16 protein-coding genes and 1 pseudogene are annotated in these 20,498 nt (G+C 45.4%); 14 read left to right on the top strand and 3 right to left on the bottom strand.

Going from position 1 to position 20,498, the window contains the following annotated elements; all coding sequences use genetic code 11:
• Positions 1-135: 135 nt before the first annotated feature.
• A complete protein-coding gene (locus tag JKP82_RS19100) occupies positions 136-1,395 on the bottom strand; it encodes a YHYH protein (RefSeq protein ID WP_218398297.1) in 1,260 nt (419 codons plus the stop codon).
• A gap of 165 nt (positions 1,396-1,560) precedes the next feature.
• On the opposite strand from JKP82_RS19100, the gene JKP82_RS19095 reads away from it, so the two are divergent.
• Genes JKP82_RS19095 through JKP82_RS19075 form a run of 5 tightly spaced genes read left to right on the top strand, consistent with a single transcriptional unit; the run spans position 1,561 to position 9,455 of the window.
• Positions 1,561-2,934 (top strand): TolC family protein, encoded by a 1,374-nt coding sequence (locus tag JKP82_RS19095; RefSeq protein ID WP_218398295.1) that lies wholly within the window; start codon positions 1,561-1,563, stop codon positions 2,932-2,934.
• Positions 2,931-4,307 (top strand): efflux RND transporter periplasmic adaptor subunit, encoded by a 1,377-nt coding sequence (locus tag JKP82_RS19090; RefSeq protein ID WP_218398294.1) that lies wholly within the window; start codon positions 2,931-2,933, stop codon positions 4,305-4,307. The genes JKP82_RS19095 and JKP82_RS19090 overlap by 4 nt, the downstream gene beginning before the upstream one ends.
• A complete protein-coding gene (locus tag JKP82_RS19085) occupies positions 4,300-7,431 on the top strand; it encodes an efflux RND transporter permease subunit (protein ID WP_218398292.1) in 3,132 nt (1,043 codons plus the stop codon). The genes JKP82_RS19090 and JKP82_RS19085 overlap by 8 nt, the downstream gene beginning before the upstream one ends.
• 13 nt (positions 7,432-7,444) lie before the next feature.
• Positions 7,445-8,125, top strand: a complete 681-nt coding sequence (locus JKP82_RS19080; RefSeq protein WP_218398290.1) for a response regulator transcription factor — start codon at positions 7,445-7,447, stop codon at positions 8,123-8,125.
• On the top strand, positions 8,118-9,455 hold the full coding sequence (locus JKP82_RS19075; protein ID WP_218398288.1) for a sensor histidine kinase: 1,338 nt from the start codon (positions 8,118-8,120) through the stop codon (positions 9,453-9,455). Before JKP82_RS19080 ends, JKP82_RS19075 begins: the two co-directional genes overlap by 8 nt.
• 120 nt (positions 9,456-9,575) lie before the next feature.
• On the opposite strand, the gene JKP82_RS19070 is transcribed toward JKP82_RS19075, so the two are convergent.
• Positions 9,576-10,178 (bottom strand): TIGR04211 family SH3 domain-containing protein, encoded by a 603-nt coding sequence (locus tag JKP82_RS19070; RefSeq protein ID WP_201299236.1) that lies wholly within the window; start codon positions 10,176-10,178, stop codon positions 9,576-9,578.
• Positions 10,179-10,355: 177 nt separating this feature from the next.
• On the opposite strand from JKP82_RS19070, the gene JKP82_RS19065 reads away from it, so the two are divergent.
• Both JKP82_RS19065 and JKP82_RS19060 read left to right on the top strand, forming a co-directional pair.
• Positions 10,356-11,861, top strand: a complete 1,506-nt coding sequence (locus tag JKP82_RS19065) for a CYTH domain-containing protein (RefSeq protein ID WP_218398286.1) — start codon at positions 10,356-10,358, stop codon at positions 11,859-11,861.
• Between the two features lie 36 nt (positions 11,862-11,897).
• A complete protein-coding gene (locus JKP82_RS19060) occupies positions 11,898-12,983 on the top strand; it encodes a helix-turn-helix domain-containing protein (protein ID WP_218398284.1) in 1,086 nt (361 codons plus the stop codon).
• 60 nt (positions 12,984-13,043) lie between these two features.
• Here the strand turns inward: JKP82_RS19060 and mutH are convergent, their stop codons facing one another.
• Positions 13,044-13,718 carry a DNA mismatch repair endonuclease MutH gene (gene mutH, locus JKP82_RS19055; RefSeq protein ID WP_159528570.1) on the bottom strand — a complete coding sequence of 225 codons (675 nt, stop codon included), beginning with the start codon at positions 13,716-13,718 and terminating at the stop codon, positions 13,044-13,046.
• A gap of 116 nt (positions 13,719-13,834) precedes the next feature.
• Between mutH and rppH the strand changes: the two genes are divergently transcribed.
• From rppH to JKP82_RS19020, 7 genes and pseudogenes are all read left to right on the top strand, one after another.
• Entirely contained in the window at positions 13,835-14,377 is a 543-nt protein-coding gene (rppH, locus tag JKP82_RS19050) for an RNA pyrophosphohydrolase (RefSeq protein ID WP_041453052.1), read from the top strand.
• A 56-nt stretch (positions 14,378-14,433) separates the two neighbouring features.
• Positions 14,434-16,725, top strand: a complete 2,292-nt coding sequence (gene ptsP, locus JKP82_RS19045; RefSeq protein WP_159534349.1) for a phosphoenolpyruvate--protein phosphotransferase — start codon at positions 14,434-14,436, stop codon at positions 16,723-16,725.
• Between the two features lie 60 nt (positions 16,726-16,785).
• Positions 16,786-17,592, top strand: a complete 807-nt coding sequence (locus JKP82_RS19040) for a sulfite exporter TauE/SafE family protein (RefSeq protein WP_218398282.1) — start codon at positions 16,786-16,788, stop codon at positions 17,590-17,592.
• Between the two features lie 4 nt (positions 17,593-17,596).
• Positions 17,597-18,400 carry a prolipoprotein diacylglyceryl transferase gene (lgt, locus tag JKP82_RS19035; RefSeq protein WP_218398280.1) on the top strand — a complete coding sequence of 268 codons (804 nt, stop codon included), beginning with the start codon at positions 17,597-17,599 and terminating at the stop codon, positions 18,398-18,400.
• 12 nt (positions 18,401-18,412) lie between these two features.
• A complete protein-coding gene (locus tag JKP82_RS19030) occupies positions 18,413-19,246 on the top strand; it encodes a thymidylate synthase (RefSeq protein WP_159528576.1) in 834 nt (277 codons plus the stop codon).
• 9 nt (positions 19,247-19,255) lie between these two features.
• Entirely contained in the window at positions 19,256-20,281 is a 1,026-nt protein-coding gene (locus JKP82_RS19025; protein ID WP_159528578.1) for a response regulator, read from the top strand.
• Positions 20,281-20,498: pseudogene (locus JKP82_RS19020) on the top strand (PAS domain-containing protein); the annotation flags it as partial. The gene JKP82_RS19025 and the pseudogene JKP82_RS19020, both read left to right, overlap by 1 nt.

Here is a 20,498-nt window from a genome sequence, read left to right as displayed (position 1 = left end):
AATGTCGCTAACTAAACCTTAGAGACAAAGCGAGTAGCGCTTAGCTCGCATAAAAAATAAAAAGCCAGTCTGGTAAAGACTGGCTTTTTTGTTACTGAACGGTTTTGCAATAGAGGGTTGTATCAACAAACGCCCTTAGCGCTTGGGAGGTTTGGGCAATGCCGCTTTTAGGTCGGCTTCACTTACGCCAAGGTCGGCCGCTACCGCAGATAAGTCGGCGTTTCTTCCGCCATTTGCTTTCAGCGCCTCCATTAGGGCTTGCTCACTTATCCCTAAAGCCTCAGCCGCCTCACCAAAACCTGGTGGCATTCTGCCTGATTGAGGTCCTTGCTGATGACCTGCTTGCGGGCCTTCTTGTCCTTCAGGACGGGCAGAGCCAATACCTATCTTGGCAGTAGTAGAAAAATTATCTGCGGCCGGTACGCCGACCAAACATGTCGGTAGATTGGGAAATTCGGTCGATGCATGATAGTGATATTGCGCTGCCTCACCTTCTTTTAACGCACCCGTATGGCCATTACATTCATCTAAATCTTCAGGTTGAATGTGGGTGTTGTCAGTACTGCCTAAAATAGGGTAACCATCGAACGCATAGCCAAACTGTGCTGAGCTATCTTGATGAACGTGACAATCGGCGGTTACCCCTTCGGTCGCGAACGCGGTATCTATGTCACTAGCTGTGGCGTGCCAATGGTAATAACCGCCAGGATCGACATGTCCACCACAGGCGTCAAGCGCAGGCATGTGGCCTGTCTCTTGAATGCTGGGCGCATCGGCAAAAATAGGTACACCGTCTAAACCAACGCCAACCTTTGCTACCGTATCTAAGTGAGTAGCCGAGGCCGCTTTCTTTGGCTCGGTAGGGATTAACATCGTCATGGTCACCGAGTCATCTAAGGCAACATTAATGCAGGTATTGTCTTCTTCTGGCGCTGACATAAGGGTATCAACCACATGTACAGAGCCGTCATCATCGTAAAAATGATAGCCCAGTTCATTTAGCATCTTTAAAAATGAAGCATTTATTCGATAGGTACCCGCGTTTTCGCCAGTCCATCCCCATACGCCGCCTTCATCATCTAGGGTTGTTGGGCAAAAAGGGCCAATTTCCAAATCATCAGGTACGTGCTTAACCGTAATTTGCATGCACGCACTGCTACTCCCATCTTCTAAAGTACAGTCAACAGTAGTTACTGGCGTTACTAAAGAAGCGTTGTTAAATGCTGACGTATTGCCTTCTCTCGCCTCTTGATTCACGGCGCTAAGCTTTGACTCAGGCTTTGACTCAGGCTCTGAACCAAGTTTGCCATCTGACTGGGCATCAGATTGATCGCCATAACAACCCGCTAATGCGATAGCGACTGCAAGGGGCACAATTTTACATGAGTTATGCATTAGTCCATTTCCTGTCAAAACTTAAAAAATTCAGTACGTCTCATTACATCCTAACTCAGATTATTGTTCATAAGTTGAGTTTTTATTACCGTGAATATTGCGTTAACCCTGCCTTAACCCTCGTTATGTCATCCTGTGTTCAGGATAGGTAATAAAAGAATTCTTATGAACGGGTTAGGTAAAAAATCACTCATGCCAATGGCCATAGCGCTTCTGATTGGCTTAAGTGCGTGTGCCAGTCATGATACGCCCTCGCTGAGCGAGTCGGCCTCTGAAATGACAGGTGACGATATTGCTTGGCAAGCACAATCAAGTGAAGCGGCAACGGCAACGTCACTAACGAACTTGGTATCGGTGCAAGGTCTGCAAGGCTATTTAAATGAAGCACTTGAAAATAATGCCAGCTTGCAGCAAACCCTTATCACGCTGCGAAAAGCACAGGTGGCGATAAAGTCGGCAGATTCAGCAGACAACCTAAATCTTGATGCGAGCTTTTCAGGCAGTAAAATTGAAGGTAGTAATGAAAGCTATACTGCAGGGCTAACCGTAAGTTGGGAGTTGGACTTATGGCAGAAAATTAGCGATAGCGTGGACACTGCCAGTTTTGATGCTGCCAGCGCACGTTCTGCTTATCAGTCTTCTCGCGATGCACTGGCAGCTAGTGTCATTCGAAGTTTTTTAGATATTATTACACAGCAGCAACTGCTTGCGATTGAAAAAGAACGTTTGCGCGTTTATGAAAATAGCGAAAGTATTATACTTAAGCGTTATCGCACAGGGCTAGGTACATTAGACGATTTAGACAACGCGAAGACGAGTAGTGCAACAACCCGCGCCTCTATCGCTTTGTATGAAAACAGCATTAGTGTCGCGAAGCGCACATTGGCCGTATTGCTAGGTCGCCAAGAGCAATCCTTGTCAGACTTTCCCTTAGTCAGCGAATTTCCAGAGGTACTTGAGCCTTTAATTTCTTTACCCGAACAAGATTTAGCAAGACGCCCAGATTTACAAGCGGCTTATTTCGGAATAAAGGCCAGTGAAGCCAACGTAAAAGTGGCATACAAAGCACTTTTACCCAGTATTAATTTATCAGCAGGTCTTACTGACACTGGCACTTCGCCGTCTCAATCATTATTTACTAACCCATTGTGGAATATATTGGGGCAGGTAACCGCGCCCCTATTTCAAGGCGGGGCCTTACGAGCACAAATCGATGATGCTGAATTAACCGCGCTGAATAGCTGGTGGGAATATCGTGAAACCTTACTAACGGCTGTGCAAGAAGTACAAGACGCATTAGACAATGAAAAAGCGCTCAGCCAGCGCCAGTACTACACAAATATCGCCTATCAGAATGCCTTAAGTAGCGCCGACACATTTTCGGGGCAGTATCGCCAAGGCTTGGTGGATATTTTAGATTTACTGTCGGTTTACGACACTACCTTCAATTTGCAGGCGCAGCGCGTCGAGCTTCAATATTCTCAATTAAGTAATCGTATCGACTTAGGTCTTGCGCTAGGCCTTGGAGTGTCACTATGAACAAGAAAAAAATTATCGTAACCCTTGCTGCTGCTATGACTATTGTCATCGCCGTAGTTTATACCATGAGCCAACTAGGCGGTGGTCGTCCGGGGCCAGGATCTAAAGGAGCCAATGGCCCTAGAAATGCTAACGCCGAAAACGTGATTGAGCAGGCCGATAGTCAACGTGCAGAAAAACCAACTAGCGACAAAATTAGCCGAAAGGGTATGGAAACGGCGGGTGGACCTCAGTCGGGCAAGCCTGGCCCGCGCGCAATGTCTAACCCAAATCAAGGTATGGCAAAACGTTCAGGGCAGCAACAAGCTCAAGGAACAACAAGCACTGCCGCAGATATAGCTGAAGTAGGCGTAGTTAAAATATTTCCAACTACGTACAGTGCAAAAGTAAAAGGCTATGGACAGGCAGCAGCCATTCATATGCTAACGTTATCCGCGCAGGTAAGCGGACAAATAACGTCTTTGTCGCCACGTTTTGAAACCGGTGCTTTATTGAAGCAAAACGAAGTATTGGCTTATATAGATGAAACTGACTATAGCCAAGCGTTAGCCGCCGCAGAAGCCACTTATGAAACTGCCTACGTAGCCCTTGAAGAGGAACGACTTCAAGGTATTCAGGCGCAAGATGAATGGACGCGTTCAGGCCTAACTGGTGAGCCTGAGTCAGCGTTAGTTTTGCGCGCGCCACAGCTCAAATCGGCCCAAGCTGCATTACGTGAAGCCGAGCAAAACGTAGCAGCTGCAAAGCGGGATTTAGCGTTTTCACATATTAGTACGCCATTTAATGCATTGGTCGTGAGCCGCAGCATTCAACCTGGAAGCTATGTACAAATTGGCACACAAGTGGCCGAGTTGTATTCCATCGATGTGGCTGAAATATCCATCCCACTTTCTCCGAGCCAATGGGCGCAGTTACCGCAAGCAAAGGTGGGTGAAAAGCCAGGTTGGGACGTGTCGTTAACCGATACCACAGGCGAGCACCACTGGCGGGCAACTATTGAACGTATAGAGCTTCATCAAGACGAAGATACCCGTCAGCGCCGCGCCATTGCCGTGGTAGAGAACCCACTTATGCTATCTAGTCCTTTATATTTCGGTACATTTTTAGCGGCCGAAATAGAAGGGCGCGAGCTAGACAACGTATGGAAGATCCCCTCTTCGGCAATATCTCAAAAACAAGAAGTATGGTTTGTTGCACCAGATACAAACTTACTCAATAAATTCACCCCGACCGTACTTTTTGAGTATGAAGGTTACGCCTACATTGAGCCCAATGCTTCGACTTCCGAGGCCTTAATTGTAGCGCGGCCATTGAATAACTACCTTGTGAATACGCCAGTGAAGCCCGTAATAGACGGGAGTGGCAATGAATAATCATAAAGGCATTATTGCATGGTTTGCGCAAAATTCAGTTGCCGCCAACCTTTTGATGGTTGGTCTTATCGTGTTGGGCTTGGTGTCTTACGGCGACATTAGAAAAGAAGCCTTTCCTAGCATGGAGCCTAGGTTTGTCACTATTTCTATGACTTACGAAAGTGGTGATGCCGAGCAAGCTGAAGAAGGCATTGCGATAAAAATCGAAAATGCACTAGAAGCCGTGCCGGGAATTAAGCGCATTACCTCTACGTCTAATTCGAATGGCGCCAGTGTTCAGGTAGAAAAAGAAACAGACTACGATTTAGATACATTGTTCAACGACATAAAAACCGAAGTCGACAGTATTTCAAACTTACCTTCTGATGCCGAAAACGCCATTATTGATAAAGCAACTCGTGACGAACACGTAATTTGGGTGCAGCTTTTCGGTAATGCCAGCCATGCCGAATTACAGTATTTAGGAGAGCAATTAGAGCGAGATTTGTTGGCTCAAAACGATATTCGAGATGTTAATGCGGGCAGTTTTATCGACCCGATGATGTCGATAGAAATAGATGAAGCCAAGCTACAAGCGTACGGCTTAACCTTATCTGATGTGGCTTCGCGAATAAACGAAGAGTCTTCTACCGCGTTAACCACAAGCCTACGTAACGAAGAGAAGGTTATTCGCTTAAAAGCGTCAGAACAAGCTTATTACGCGGGTGATTTTGCCAAGATCCCCCTTGTTACCTCAGACGACGGAACCGTGTTAACCGTAGGTGACGTGGCAGAAGTTACCGACACATTCGCCGACGATAGTTACTCTTTAGCGAGGTATAACGGTCAAAATGGTTATGGCCTGCAAGTTCTCATGGATAAATACGGCGATGTGACTGACATGGTTGCACAGGCGCATGCCGTAGTTGATAACTGGCACGAGCGTGGCTTATTGCCCGAAGGCGTGCAGCTAGAAACCTGGTATGACAGAAGTACGCTTATTACCGAACGTTTAGACTTGTTAACCAGCAATGCCTTGATGGGGATCGTGCTGGTTTTTATCACCTTGGCAGTATTTCTTAATTTGCGTGTCGCTTTTTGGGTGGCGGCAGGTTTGCCATTTATCTTCTTCGGTACTTTGTACTTCATGACCGATTCGTATACCGGTATGACCCTTAATGAGATGACCACCTTTGGCTTCATTATGGCGTTGGGGATTGTGGTGGACGATGCCGTAGTGGTGGGCGAGAGCGTTTATTCCACACGGCAACGATACGGCGACACCTTGGCGAACACCATTGAAGGAACCCGTAAAGTAGCGGTGCCCACCATATTTGGCGTGTTAACCACAGTGGCTACCTTTTTTGCATTGTCGAACGTATCAGGTGGTTTGGGTACCTTGTACTCGCAGTTTGGCACCATTGTTACGCTTTGCCTTTTACTGTCAGTAGTGGAATCTAAACTTATTTTACCTTCCCACTTAGCACACCTTCCCACTAAAAAAACGGCCAAAAAGGGCATTGCCGGGTTATGGGGAAAAGTGCAGGGCGGAGCGGATAATGGGTTAAATTGGTTTAACGAAAAACTTTATCAACCCGCGCTAAGCGCGACGATTACTTATCGCTATGCCGCGGTGTTGCTGTTCATCACATTATTTATTGTGGTGATGAGTTTGCCGTTAACCGGCGCGGTTAGAGTAGGCTTTTTTCCAAGTATGCAGGGCGATACGGTATCGGCCAATATGTCTTTGTATAGCGATGCTAGTTTTGGTCAAACTGAGCGAAATTTATTACGTTTAGAGCGCGCAGCGATTGAAGCCGATAAACAATTGATGGAAGAAAAGGGCGTTGGTGAAAGCGGTATGAAGAGTTTGCAGGTAACTGCAAGTGGCGATCAAAGTGGTACTATCACCATATCATTAGCCGAAAAGCAGCCTTACACCTTAGATGAATTAGCCGCCCGTTGGACTGCGCTAAGTGGAAACTTAGAGGCCGTGAAAAAGCTTAAAATACAGGCTAGGCGGGAAATGGTAGATGCGTTTCGTGTAGAGCTGAAAAGTATTGATGACGCCACGTTAACCGCTGCAAATACAGCGTTCCAAGAAGCATTAGAAGAGATAGACGGTGTCTTCGGCGTGGAAAGTTCGTTAACGCCAGGTGAAGCCATGATGCGTTTTGAACTTACCCCCGAAGGGCGTGCCATGGGAATGGATACCCAAAGCTTATCGCAACAGTTGTTGAAAGCGTTTGGCGGCGAAATTGTTCAGCGTTACCTACGTAACAAAAACGAAGTGAAAGTGCGTGTGCGTTACCCAGAAGAAGACCGAATGGACCCATCGGATGTAATGAATACTCGTGTTCGTTTAGATGATGGAACGGTAGTACCGTTAAGTGTTATTGCCACTATGACGCCAGCTGTTCAGCAAAAGCAAGTCGTGCGTATAGACGGGCTACGTGCACTCACTGTTAGTGCGTCAGTAGATAGCGATGTAATAACCGCCACTGAACTAGTGAACTATCTAAACGAAAACTTTGTTCCAACACTATCTCGCCAGTACCAAGATTTATCACTGCATTTTGCTGGTGAAGCAGAACAGCAAGAAGAAACGCAAAGCTCCATGGAAAGCGTATTTATATTAGCGTTAATCTCTATATATGCTTTGCTGGCTATTCCGCTTAAGTCTTACATTCAGCCGCTGATTATTATGACCGCCATTCCATTTGGCATTGTTGGTGCAGTATTAGGGCATTGGAGTAATGGTTTAATGCTCAGCATTTTGTCGCTCAATGGTATTTTGGCATTAAGCGGTGTGGTGGTAAACGACAGCTTGCTATTGGTGTCACGCTATAATGCATTGAAAGAAGCGGGTATGCGGGTGCAAGATGCTGTGGTTGAAGCCTGTTCAAGTCGTCTTCGGGCGGTATTACTCACGTCTATCACCACCTTCTTAGGGCTGTACCCAATATTGGGTGAAACCTCTATTCAGGCACAATTTCTAATACCAGCCGCCGCATCACTGGGTTATGGTATTTTGTTTGCCACCGCCATTACATTAGTATTAATCCCCGCATTGCTGTTAATTTATGAAGATGTAGCACGATTTGGTAGTAAAACCAAAAATGCCGCCATGCAGGTGGCGGGTTAAGAAGGTGGAAGAGATGATTCGGGTGTTGCTGGTTGAAGATGATATCGGGTTAGCCGGTAACGTTCTTGACTACTTAGAACTAGAAGATATGCAATGCGACCATGCCAGTAATGGCGTGGCAGCCTTGCAGCTAATCAATCAACATCAATACGATGTGTTAGTACTTGATATTAATTTGCCTCGATTGGATGGGTTGAGCGTGTGCGAACGCATGCGTAATGATGGAAATGACACCCCCGTTATCATGCTGACAGCCCGTGATCAGCTTGAAGATAAGCTTGCAGGCTTTCAAAAAGGTGCCGACGATTATCTGGTGAAACCGTTTGCTATGGCAGAATTAGTCGCACGAGTTACCGCCTTAGCGGGTCGTCGTTCGGCGCAAGTGAATCAGGTGGCGATGGGAAACGTAACCTTGAAAATAAACGGGCAAGAAGCACAGGCTGGTAGCAATGATATCAAGCTAAGCCCAATTACCTACGCCTTACTTAAAAAATTGATGTTGGCGAAAGGTGAAGTAGTGAGCCGTGAACGCCTGATAGAAGCAGCATGGAAGGACAGTGTGCCTGAAAGCAATGTGCTAAAAGTGCATATGCATCATTTACGCAAAGCATTAGAGCATGCGAACGCCTCTATTTCAGTATCAAGTAAGCCCAATAGTGGTTTTTACCTAGCCCAGGATGCAGACCATGGTTAAGGGCTTGCATCTAAGTTTACGACGATACGTTTTATGGACGTTGTTGGCCGTCGGCGGTGTGTTGATAACCGTATTCTCTATATTTTCTTCAGATCGGTTTTTCCAAGGTATGGACGGTATGTTGCGCCACACCATGGTGCGTGTCGCCACGACCACAGACATATCTGAAAGCTCACCACAAAGCGTTTTGAACTTCTACATTAGCGCTCAATTTGATCAGCAGCCAAATGAAATTCTTGAATCATTTTCAAGTAAAAAGCTCATTCCCTACCAGCTTGAAAAAGACCTTAAAAGAGATTGGTTTTTTACGCGACCTTATGCGGCACGATTCCTAGTAATGGTGCCACTAGATAATGGCGAAATACGGTATGTTTCACAAATGTTTAGTGGGCCACGGGGGAGGGGTAAAGGGCCTGTATGGCTAAGTCATGAACTGGTGAGTATTTTTATTGGATTAGCGGCGCTGGGTGTTTTCGCCGCCAGCTTGCTATTGATTATGCGCAGTGTAACCAGGCCCGTTGAAACACTTCAACAGTGGGCTGCTGGGCTGGATGAAAAGCAACTTGATGCGCCTATTCCAACATTTAGATATCAAGAACTTAATGTACTTGCTTCTCTCATTCACAACAGTTTGCAAAGTGTCAGGCAAACGCTGGAGCGAGAGCGCACCTTCGTGAACCATGCTAGCCATGAACTACGTACCCCGATAGCGGTGATACGTAGTAGCACCGAACTCTTGCAACGGGTGTTATCAAAAGAACAGCAACAATCGCATATGCCGACTACCAACAGTAAAAGAGTAAACGCATTGGCACGTATTGATAATGCGTCGAAAACCATGACGGATTTAACTGAAACCTTACTTTGGCTTGCCCGCGATAACGACCAAGCGTTGCCTTATCACAATGTAGATGTGTCAGAAATGGTGCGACAGCTTTGTGACGATCTTAGTTATTTATTAAAAGGAAAGTCGGTGGAGGTCGAGTTAATCGTACCGAGTACCGAAATGTTCCTTCCTGATACGGCCAGTAGAATAATTATTGGCAATGTTATTCGTAATGCCTTTCAGCATACCGACTGCGGTGTGGTGAAAATTAATTTACAGGGCAATACATTAACGGTAGAAAATCATGAGCGAGTGGGCGGTGTAGACAATGCTGATGATGCTATGTTTCACAAACCAGAGCTAGACGATACAGGTTACGGCCTAGGACTTAAATTAATTACCAAGCTAACAGAGAAGTTAGAGTGGGAATTTGAAGCGGGCGCTGTGCCTAGTGGGTATCACGTTAAACTCGAATTACATGAACCGAATGATCCAGATACTTAAAAAATGAATTTGCTTTTGCGTGCATGATGTTTCGTCCTGAAATAAAAAAGCGGCTTTTAAAGCCGCTTCTTCTTTATTTACATTTTTAGTACCAGCGTTATCGCGAGTGCTCGCAATAAATTACATCCACTCTTTACTGCGATTACGCTTTTTAGGCATATAGGTAATCAAAACACCTAGTATAATACCGATACCGGCTACCATACCGCCACGGGTGAACCAGGTGACCAATTCATCTTTATCGGCACTTTCTACTTGTGCACTTAAGCGTTGAATATCGTTGCTTTGCTGTTCAGTGTCAGTGGTAAGTTGCGTGATTTGCTGGCGGGCTTCATTAAGCTGCTGGCGCAGGTTCGCATTCTCCCGCTGTGCAGTTTGTAAGCTGGTTTGGCTTTGTGCCAATTGCTCACTTAGCATAGGGAGTTTCTCCGCTTGCGACATTTCTGTACTAACAAACTTTGATTCAACCCACCCTTTACGGCCTTCATTATCGGTTACTTGCGTAAACTCAGCATCAGCATCACGGTCTATCACAGTAATCGGGGTGCCTGCCTCTACAGACCCGAGAATACGGTAGTTCCGGCCTGGTCCCGTGTGTAGGAAAATAAATAAATCATCGCGAATATAGTGCGACGACGACGCTTCTAGCGTATCGCTCTCTTGAAGAGCCAGCGCTTGGCAAGAGCATGCAAAAAGGGCAACTGCTAACCACTTTCGAATCATAGGTAGTCCAAATACTCGTCTAAAACAATCAGATGGTATTGGTTGACCGCGATAAAGGCAAGTTTGTTCCACTTTTGTCTACTGGTTAATTTCATCGCAACCAGTTAACAGTGTCATTGCGAATTAGTTTGGAGACAGGTAAGGTTGCAACATTACCTCGTGTGCCACTGCGCAAATATGTCTGAAATTGAACTAAAATTTGTTACTCAAGATGGTGCGCATCAAGCATTTAAAGACCGCGTACTTCCGCTTTTTGAAAAGAATAATATCACCCTAATTTCTCACACAGAACTTCGGCTTGAAAACGATTATTACGATACCGTCAATCATGATTTTCAAGAAAGTAAGATGGGGTTTCGTGTACGCGGCAATAATGGCAGCTACGAGCAAACCTTAAAAACCAATGGGAAAGTCAGTGGTGGTTTACATCAACGTGCAGAATACAATATTGATCTTGATTCGCCTGAACCCGACTTAACCCTGTTTGATAATTCAGTATGGCCTTCTAGCTGGAATATTCCCAGCATGAATAGTAAATTGGAAAAGCAGTTTAGTACCCACTTTACCCGTCATGCTTATATTCTAGAGGTGGAGAAGAGCCGTGTAGAGGTGGTACTCGATTGCGGCGAAGCGGCTACCGATAAAGCCAGTTCGCCCATCAACGAAATTGAGCTCGAACTGCAAAACGGTGACCTAGACAGTCTGTTTATATTAGCTACACACATCAACTCGTGTATGGATGTCAGGCTAAGTGATGTGTCTAAAGCAGCGCAGGGGTATCAGTTACTGCATGGTTTTAACGCCAAAGTAAAACCCTTGCCCGATTTTTTAGCGCTCAATCCAAAGTCGTCTACCGAAGAAGCCTTTTCAAATGCACTTCAATTGGCTTTAGCCCATTGGCAGCACCATGAACACGTGTTTATTGAAAGTGGCTCTATCAAAACTTTAGCTGAAGTGGCCAAAAGCGTACGTTTGCTTTTACAAAGCGTGTCTTTGTATTTGCCGGTACTACAATGCCCTGAAATGCTCGCGTTACACAAAAAGCTAATTGCTTATGCGCAGCAATGGGCATGGCAGGACGATTTACAAAGCTTGCGGTATTTATTGTCTAAAAAAAGTTTGTTTCACAAAACGTTGAGCAAACACCCCGCTATAGTCAGCTACTTGCAGGGGCGTAAAGCTGGGCTATTGCATGCCCATGATCCCGCGAGTTTGTTTTTCGATAGCATGGCTACCGATATTAAGTTACAAGCTATCGATTTAATCAACGCGAAGCCATGGCGTAGAGAAGCCACAGGGTATGATTTGCTGGTTTTAGATCATGCCAAAGGATGGTTATCTCAGGGGTGGCAAACGGTGCAGCAAAGTATGCCTGCCAATAAAACCATGGGGCCTGCAAACTATACGCTAGTAGAGATCGTGCTTCGACAAACCTTGTGGAGTGGTTTTTTACTCGGCGATTTATTTGTAGAAGAGCGGGGCAATTTCAGAGCACCTTGGTTAGATTTGTTAACCGGTATTGAAGAGCTTAATGCGTTGCTTATGCTTCGCCAAGCAGTACAAGATTCAGAATTAGAAACGCAAGATGAACTTAGCAAATGGACAAGCAGCAAGCTTACCGTGCTCGTCAAAGTGATGGAGCGAACCCGCGCAGTTGCATTAGAACGAGATATTTACTGGTAATGCTATTAGGTAAATCGCGAACAAGGATGCAGTAAGGTGAAAGCAGATATTGTGTACAACTACGCCCTTTATGCGGCGCTGTTCTTCTATTTTATTGTGGTAGTAAGGTTTGTTTATTATCGTCACCGTATATTTAAAAACCCTTGGCTAGCGGCTGCAATTCTGTGCTGGCCCATTTTCATGTTAGATGAATGGATGCGGTTGTGGCAGTTAACCCAACTGGCGCCTCTTTATGGGCTGTCAGACGTCTTTGCGGTGCTGATGATGACGTGTAGCTATAGAATGGTAAAGCCTATGTTGTTGGCTTATCCATCTAAGCGCTCACGATTGTGGGTGCCTTTTTGGGTAATGTCCGTGTTGCAACTAACGATTTTACTAATTCCGACTGAAGCCAAACTACAGTGGCTCGAAGCCTCTCCAAGCGGTGAGCCATTAATGCTTTGGCCTGCTTATTTGGCCTCTTTAACCACGGGGTTCTGCGTGCTGCTCATTGGCATTCTCATCACTGAACACATTCAAATGTACCATAGACATTTACCTGAGCAGGCGGCTGACGTTCAAGAGTTTCGCGTACCAAGGCTTGCCAGCGTAATGGCAAACACGGTTGTAGTGGCGTTTGCCAGTATTTTACTGGTGACTGCTGCTACCTTTGGCTTTTTTATAGTGCCTTATTGGGAAAGCCTACACCATATGGCCCTTGGCGTTTCTCTACTTGTGGTGTTATTCAGCCTTACTTTTCCCAGGACTACGTCACCGTCACCGTTAGATTACGAGCGACTGGACGAAGGCGTGGTAAAGCCGGCTGAAATACGAGCGGTTATTGGCCAAGCTAAGCGAACCATGATTGATGGTAAAAACTACAAAAAACTCGGGCTAACATTAAAAGGCTTTAGCGAAGAGGCGGGAGTAGATCCCACTACGCTGGCTATTGCTTTACACCAAGAACTAAAGAAGAACTTCCGCGGCTTTGTGTATCAGTACCGGCTAGACTACGCCAAAAATGTGCTACTGCGAAGTGATGCAAAAATAGCGAAAGTAGCAAAACGCTTAGGTCTAAACTCTGATAAGTTTCTAGGTGATGTGTTAGTGAAACATCTACGCAACAGCGAAGAGACAAGCTAGTTCAGTAGAATTTTACTTACTCAACTTACTCCAAGCTACAACGCCATGCTCAAGGTCATATTAGCTAAATGCGTTATAAAGCACTTGCTGGGTAAAGGTTTTACGCAAGTAGAACCCTCGAGGGCGAGTTTTAATTCGTTCACCTTGCGGACCTAAAGCATCAGTTAAGATCTTGCCGCTGGCGGCTTTAGGGCGAAGGTGTAATGCCTCGCCTTGGCGAGAGGTAATTGATTCCACATGCCCCGTTAGAATTTGCTCTGTGAGCTCTTCCCAGTCTTGCTGTAACATGGCATTTTCATGCTCACTGGGCTGCCAATAAAAAGCACTGGCTACTCTGCGCTGTGCCAATGGAATACGTCTGTCTCCTTCGATAGGTAACCACAGCACTTGTTGAATTTTATTGCGCACATTACTTGTTTCCCATGTTAATCCTGGCTGCATCAACAAGGGGGCGTAGCAAACATAGGTGGTTTCAAGGGGCATAAAGTTGGCATCAATGGGAATAGTTTTAAGCTCAATGCCTAATTCTGGGAAGTCTTGTTGAGGCTTAGAGCCGGCACTGGCACCTAGCCAACGCTCAATCAGCATGCCAGGCCACCCTTTATGACGCTGTAAATTTTCTGGTATGGCAACGTCAGCCATGGCTGCTAATTCCCCTAAGGTTAAGCCCGCAATCGCATCACAGCGCGCTAATAATGTGGTTGAATTTTCAGGTGGAGAGTCGGGTGGACGCATAGTTAAGCTCAGTAATTTTCTATAAGGAAAGCATGAATTTCGATTAATGCTTTGAATGGTGTATATATTATGGAAGAATGCAGAGATATAAAAGTATAGTGTGCCCGGGAGTCTATGTGATAGATGCCGATGGATTCCGTGCGAATGTGGGCATAGTGATTTGCAACAAAATGGGTCAAATATTTTGGGCAAGGCGTTATGGTCAACATTCATGGCAGTTCCCTCAAGGCGGAATTGATGAAGGGGAATCTGCCGAACAAGCTATGTACCGTGAGCTGCACGAAGAGGTGGGGCTGACACCGAAAGATGTCACCATTTTAAGTGTTACACGTAACTGGCTTAGATATAAGCTACCTAAGCGATTAATTCGTCAGGGAAGTAATCCGGTCTGTATAGGCCAAAAACAAAAGTGGTTCCTGCTGCAGCTTGACTGTAATGAGCGGGACGTGAATGTATTGAAAACAGGGCACCCAGAATTTGATGATTGGCGTTGGGTGAGCTATTGGTATCCAATTAGAAATGTCGTGTCGTTCAAGCGAGACGTATACCGCCGGGTTATGAAGGAATTTTCCCCTGTTGTCATGGCTGCTCAACAGCGCCCACAACAGCGTCATAATACGTCGTCGCAAAAGCGCGGTAAAAAGCGAAGACGAGGCTAGGCGAACGAGGAAAGTATAGGGAGTAGCGATTGGACACTAAGGGTCACAAAGGCGCAATGTTAACCACGCTTAAACGTATTGTGCAGGAAATGAATCAAATTCCTGCGCTTGATACTGCCTTGTTTCGTCTGGCATCTCGCGTTAAGCAAACGCTGGATGTAGACTCATGCTCTATTTATCTTGCCGATTACGAGAAACAAACCTTTATTCTTAAGGCCACCGATGGTCTGCACCCTGATGCAGTAGAGCAAGTTCATATTGGCTTTTCTGAAGGCTTAATTGGTCTAGTCGGTCAGCGTGAAGAACCGCTTAACATTGTAAACGCCCAGCATCACCCTCGATTCAAACACTATCCTGAAGTTAAAGAAGAAAATTATAACGCATTTTTGGGTACGCCCATTATTCACCAGCGTAAAGTGTTAGGTGTCATAACCCTACAACAAAGTGAAATGCGCCGTTTCAGTGAAGACGAAGAAGCGTTCTTAGTTACCCTAGCGGCGCAACTTGCACTTGAAATTACCAATGCTGATATGCGCGGTGCACTGAACAATACTGCCAGTGTGAACAGTATTGCCCTACAAAAAAATGTCTCTGGTATTGCGGGGTCGCCCGGGTTAGCTATCGGTAAAGGCTTCTCACCCGATAAATCACTTAACCTAAAAAACTGGGTTGTTAAACGCAGTAAAAATCCAAACGACGAAATACAAACCTACCGTAAAGGCGTGGAAGTCACGCGCCAACATGTAGATGGTTTATCGAAAAGTTTAGATGATGATATTCCTGATGACGTTAAATCTATATTTCAGCTTTACCACCATTTGCTAGATGCCAATAGTTTAGGTCGTGAAGTAGAAGAGAAAATCAGGCAAGGGTGGGATGCCGCGTCGTCACTTAAAATGGTAGTCGATGGGTATGCCGCGCGGTTTCGCGCCATGGACGACCCTTACATGCAAGAGCGTGCCATTGATATTGTTGACCTTTCCGATCGCATACTGGCCAACATTCTTACCGAAGGCCAAGGGCAAAAGCTGGTAGAAAAACTCGCTACCGAAGACAGTATTTTGGTGGCAGATGAAGTATCGGCAACTATGCTGGCTGAATTTCCAAGAGAAAAGCTCAAAGGCATTATTTCTATACGTGGGTCGAATAACTCTCATGCCGCTATTCTAGCAAGGGCAATGGGGGTGCCAGCAGTAATGGGGTGTCAGAATGTGTCTCCTGCACTGCTTGAAGGTAAAGAGCTTTTACTCGATGGTTATGCTGGCGAAGTCATTGTTTCCCCAGAGCGGAACATCAAAACTGAATTTATTCAGCTTATTGAAGAAGAGTCTGCGATAACAGAGCGTATAGACGCTGAAGCTGGGCAGCCTTGTGAAAGCGTAGATGGCTGCCGCATGTCGTTGTATATCAATGCGGGATTGTCAGCCGAAGCCGAGCTAAATGCTGGCCATATTGGCTCGGGTATTGGCCTGTACCGTACTGAAATTCCCTTTATGCTGCGGGAGCGTTTTCCATCTGAGCAAGAGCAAGTCGAGCTTTACCGACAAATTTTAGAATCTGCACCCGATTTACCTATTACCATGCGTACGCTTGATGTTGGGGGGGATAAACCTCTTCCTTATTTTCCCATCAATGAAGAGAATCCATTCTTAGGGTGGCGGGGCATACGATTAACACTCGATCACCCTGAGATATTTTTGGTACAAGTTCGAGCGATGCTAAGAGCCAGTATCGGGCTTAAAAACTTACGCATTATGCTACCGATGATATCCACGGTGGCAGAAGTGCAAGAAGCCAAGCGCTTAGTTAACCAGGCTTACTTTGAGATATGTGACGAGGTTTGCGAGTCGAGTGAAACACTTCAGCGGCCTAAGTTAGGTATTATGTTAGAAGTGCCCTCGGTGTTGTATCAACTGCCTCAACTTGCGAAACACGTGGATTTTTTCTCGGTGGGCAGTAACGATTTAACGCAATATTTGTTGGCCGTAGACAGAAACAATACCCGTGTGGCGGGGCTGTACAACAGTTACCATCCGGCGGTATTAGCTGCACTCTACGATATTGTGCAGCAATCAAACGAGAACCAGATCCCTGTTACCATTTGTGGCGAGATTGCCGGTGAACCAGCAGGTGCCATTTTATTAATGGGCATGGGGTATCGACGTTTAAGTATGAATGCGTTCAACATTCGAAAAATTAATTGGCTTATTCGTAAGGTGTCGCTGGCAGAAAGCAAACAGCTTCTTTCTCTCGCGTTAACGTCGCAAAGCCATGAACAAGTATTCGGACATTTAAACGAATATTTAGAGACAAAAGGCTTAGGTGGGTTAATACGGGCAGGTGCGTAAAATTAGACATGGCGCTAGCAATGTAAATGCTAGATTCTGCTGTGTGATAAAGGATGTTGAATGGAACCGTTAACCATCATTTTTGTGAGCTGCTTAGCCCTTGGCGTGGTCGTCGGTTTATTAGCAGGTATGTTAGGTATAGGTGGTGGTCTTATCATCGTTCCTGTACTCTCTTATTTACTGATTCACTTTGCTGGTATGACCGTAGAGACAGTGATGCCAGTGGCCATTGCTACCTCACTTTCTACCATCATATTTACCGGCATGTCGTCTGCGTTCGCACACTACCGCTTAGGTAATATCCATAAACCAACGGTGACTTATACTGGGTTGGGCATAGCCATAGGTGCTATCTTAGGGGCACAAATTGCCAGTCATATTTCTGGTGCACTGTTAAAAGACATTTTTGCAATTTTGGTGATTATTATTGCTGCACAAATGATATTTGGTAAGCAGAAAACATCAGACAGTGAAGCATCTCCATGGGTGCTAAGTTGCGTTGGTAGTGGCACAGGTTTAATTAGCGCACTGATGGGCATTGGTGGTGGTGCCTTGTTAGTGCCTGCCTTAGTGTGGTTCAGAATTAATATAAGGTTGGCGATTGGCTGCGCTGCATTTAGTGGATTGTTAATCGCGGTTTTTGGCACCGCCAGTTTTGTTGCTGCGGGTTGGCAGCAACCAGGTATGCCACAATGGAGTTTAGGTTACGTATATTTGCCAGCCACGGCAGGTATCGTCACTACATCAATATTTACCGCAGGTGTTGGCGCTAAGTTGGGCCAGCGGGTAAATACTCGGGTTTTAAAAGCAATGCTAGCGTGTTTGCTGGTGTTGGTAAGTATCAAAATGTTTGTAGGAATTAATTAAGCGTATGGCTGAAAGCAGTTATTTGGTTTTTCCCAGTATAGACCCTATTATTTTTAGCCTCGGGCCATTAAGTGTCCGTTGGTACGGCATGATGTACCTTGTTGGTTTTATCGCCGCGTATTTGTTAGCGCAAAAGCGCTTGTCTCGAACTGAATGGACGCGAGAGCAACTTAGTGATTTATTGTTCTGGAGCTTTGTTGGTGTGATCTTAGGTGGACGCATAGGCTATGTGTTCTTCTATCAGTTTGGCATGTTTTTAGATAACCCACTCTACCTGTTTAAAATATGGGCAGGTGGCATGTCGTTCCATGGTGGACTTATTGGCGTATTAGTGGCCTTGATGTGGCAAGCTAAGCGAATGAAAACCACGTTTTTACGTTTAGGTGATTTTGTTGCTCCCTTAGTGCCAATTGGTTTGGGCGCGGGGCGCATTGGAAATTTTCTTAACGCTGAATTATGGGGCCGTACCACTGATGTGCCCTGGGCTATCATTTTTCCGAATGCCGGTAATGTACCTCGCCATCCGTCCCAGCTATACGAATTTGCCTTGGAAGGCGTATTATTGTTTGTTATTTTATGGCTTTATTCTGCTAAACCTCGACCGGTTGGCGCGGTAAGTGGCGTCTTTTTACTTGGCTATGGGAGTTTCCGATTTATCGTGGAGTACTTTAGAGAGCCAGATGCTCACATTGGTTTGTATCAAATGGGGCTAAGCCAGGGGCAGCTATTATGTTTACCTATGATTGCATTGGGCATAGGGTTAATAGTGCGAGCCTACACCCGCCAACAGCAACAAACTAAACAATAAATAAGAAGAAAGATGAAAGAATATCTCGCATTGATGCGCCATGTACGTGATACAGGTGTAAAAAAGGAAGACCGCACTGGAACCGGTACGTTAAGTGTATTTGGCTATCAAATGCGGTTTGATTTACAACAAGGCTTTCCGTTAGTTACCACGAAAAAATGCCACCTTAAATCCATTATTCACGAACTGCTATGGTTCTTGAAAGGCGAAAGTAACATCGCTTATTTAAAAGAAAATGGCGTGAGCATTTGGGATGGTTGGGCAACAGAAGATGGCGAATTAGGCCCGGTATACGGCAAGCAATGGCGCAGTTGGGACAATGGCGATGGCACAACTATCGATCAGATAGCTGACGTGATTGAACAAATTAAAACCAATCCAGATTCTCGCCGTCTTATTGTCAGTGCATGGAATCCGTCTGTACTGCCTGATACGCAATATTCACCAAGTGAAAATGCGAGTATGGGCAAGCAGGCGCTGCCGCCTTGTCATACCATGTTTCAGTTCTATGTGCTTGATGGCAAATTGAGCTGTCAGTTATATCAACGCAGCGGTGATATTTTCTTAGGTATACCTTTTAATATTGCCAGCTATGCCTTACTTACCATGATGATCGCCCAAGTATGTGACCTAGCACCAGGTGATTTCATTCTGACATTAGGCGATGCGCATTTATACAGTAATCATCTAGAGCAAGTTGACCTGCAATTAAGCCGAGAGCCTTTCGCGCCGCCCGTTATGGAATTAAACGAAAGCGTGAAAGATATTTTTGATTTTTCATTTGAGGACTTTACGCTTAAAGGCTATCAGTCTCACCCTCACATAAAAGCACCCGTCGCAATATAAGGAGGTTTTGTGTCTACACCTATTCTTATATGTGATGATTCAGGCTTTGCACGACGTCAAATGGCGCGTAGTATCCCAGACGGTTGGGATGTAGAAATTTCATTTGCCGGTAATGGGCAAGAAGCCCTAGAGGTTATACGTGCTGGTAAAGGCGATGTGGTCTTTCTTGACTTGAATATGCCTGTCATGGATGGCTATGAAACGATGGAAGCCATTCGTAAAGAAGACCTACCTTGCTTAGTTATCGTGGTATCGGGAGATGTGCAAGCGCAAGCGCGAGAGCGAATGTTGGCCTTAGGTGCCATCGATTTCATTCGTAAACCTATCGATAACGAAAAGCTCACCAACATTTTAGCCTCGTATGGTGTTTATAGTGGTGTTTCGACTGCAGTGCAGCGAGAAGCTGTTGCAAGAGACACCGATGCGTCGTCGTTGGACGACAAACTAGATGCATATCGCGAAATGGTTAACATCGCTATGGGCCGGGCAGGTGAAAGCCTAGCACAGCTTATGGGCGAGTTTGTCCACCTGCCTATTCCCAATGTCAATTTGCTAGAAAGTAACGAACTGTCGATGGCTATCGCCGAGATAAATCGCAACGACTGTGTGTCGGCGGTGTCAAAAGGTTTCGTCAGTGCGGGAATTCGTGGTGAAGCGTTGGTTATCTTCAATGATACTAACTCGCAAAATATTGTTGAGTTATTAAAATATGATGCCCACCAATCCACTGGAAGCTTAGAGCTTGAAGCGTTAATGGATGTGTCGAACATTTTAATCGGCGCATGCCTAAATGGACTGTCTGAACAATTAAACGTGTCATTTAGTCATACGCTTCCCGTATTGCTCGGTCGTCATCAGGGGCTTGCTGCGTTACTTAACGACAACGTTAAGAAGTGGGGTAAAGTAATGGCAATTGAGATTGGTTACGCCATTAAAGCCAGAGATATTGCATTCGATTTATTACTGCTGTTTCCCGATGAAGCGATGAACCATATTTATGGTCGTTTAGTGGATGTAGAAAAGGAAGCTTCATAATGATTTCACTTACCAAAAACGGAAATTTACCTGCTGAACTGCTCGACTCTATAGAAGTGGGTATTGTCGTGTTAGACAGAGATTTCACAGTTGAAGCGTGGAACAAATTTATGGAAAACCACTCTTCAATCTTACCGCACGATATTAAAGGCTCCTCGTTGTTTAGGCATTTTTCTGAGATTGATGAAAAATGGTTAAGGCTTAAATCAGGCCCTGT

Origin of the sequence: Alteromonas lipotrueae (assembly GCF_019249215.1) — a bacterium.
GTDB classification, from domain to species: domain Bacteria; phylum Pseudomonadota; class Gammaproteobacteria; order Enterobacterales; family Alteromonadaceae; genus Alteromonas; species Alteromonas lipotrueae.
This window is presented reverse-complemented; position numbering and strand designations above follow the sequence as displayed.

Excerpts from the sequence above, each read along its gene's own strand:
- JKP82_RS19100 (WP_218398297.1), bottom strand. The coding sequence starts at position 1,395 with ATGCATAACTCATGTAAAATTGTGCCCCTTGCAGTCGCTATCGCATTA.
- JKP82_RS19095 (WP_218398295.1), top strand. The coding sequence starts at position 1,561 with ATGAACGGGTTAGGTAAAAAATCACTCATGCCAATGGCCATAGCGCTT.
- JKP82_RS19090 (WP_218398294.1), top strand. The coding sequence starts at position 2,931 with ATGAACAAGAAAAAAATTATCGTAACCCTTGCTGCTGCTATGACTATT.
- JKP82_RS19085 (WP_218398292.1), top strand. The coding sequence starts at position 4,300 with ATGAATAATCATAAAGGCATTATTGCATGGTTTGCGCAAAATTCAGTT.
- JKP82_RS19080 (WP_218398290.1), top strand. The coding sequence starts at position 7,445 with ATGATTCGGGTGTTGCTGGTTGAAGATGATATCGGGTTAGCCGGTAAC.
- JKP82_RS19075 (WP_218398288.1), top strand. The coding sequence starts at position 8,118 with ATGGTTAAGGGCTTGCATCTAAGTTTACGACGATACGTTTTATGGACG.
- JKP82_RS19070 (WP_201299236.1), bottom strand. The coding sequence starts at position 10,178 with ATGATTCGAAAGTGGTTAGCAGTTGCCCTTTTTGCATGCTCTTGCCAA.
- JKP82_RS19065 (WP_218398286.1), top strand. The coding sequence starts at position 10,356 with ATGTCTGAAATTGAACTAAAATTTGTTACTCAAGATGGTGCGCATCAA.
- mutH (WP_159528570.1), bottom strand. The coding sequence starts at position 13,718 with ATGCGTCCACCCGACTCTCCACCTGAAAATTCAACCACATTATTAGCG.
- ptsP (WP_159534349.1), top strand. The coding sequence starts at position 14,434 with ATGTTAACCACGCTTAAACGTATTGTGCAGGAAATGAATCAAATTCCT.
- JKP82_RS19040 (WP_218398282.1), top strand. The coding sequence starts at position 16,786 with ATGGAACCGTTAACCATCATTTTTGTGAGCTGCTTAGCCCTTGGCGTG.
- lgt (WP_218398280.1), top strand. The coding sequence starts at position 17,597 with ATGGCTGAAAGCAGTTATTTGGTTTTTCCCAGTATAGACCCTATTATT.
- JKP82_RS19030 (WP_159528576.1), top strand. The coding sequence starts at position 18,413 with ATGAAAGAATATCTCGCATTGATGCGCCATGTACGTGATACAGGTGTA.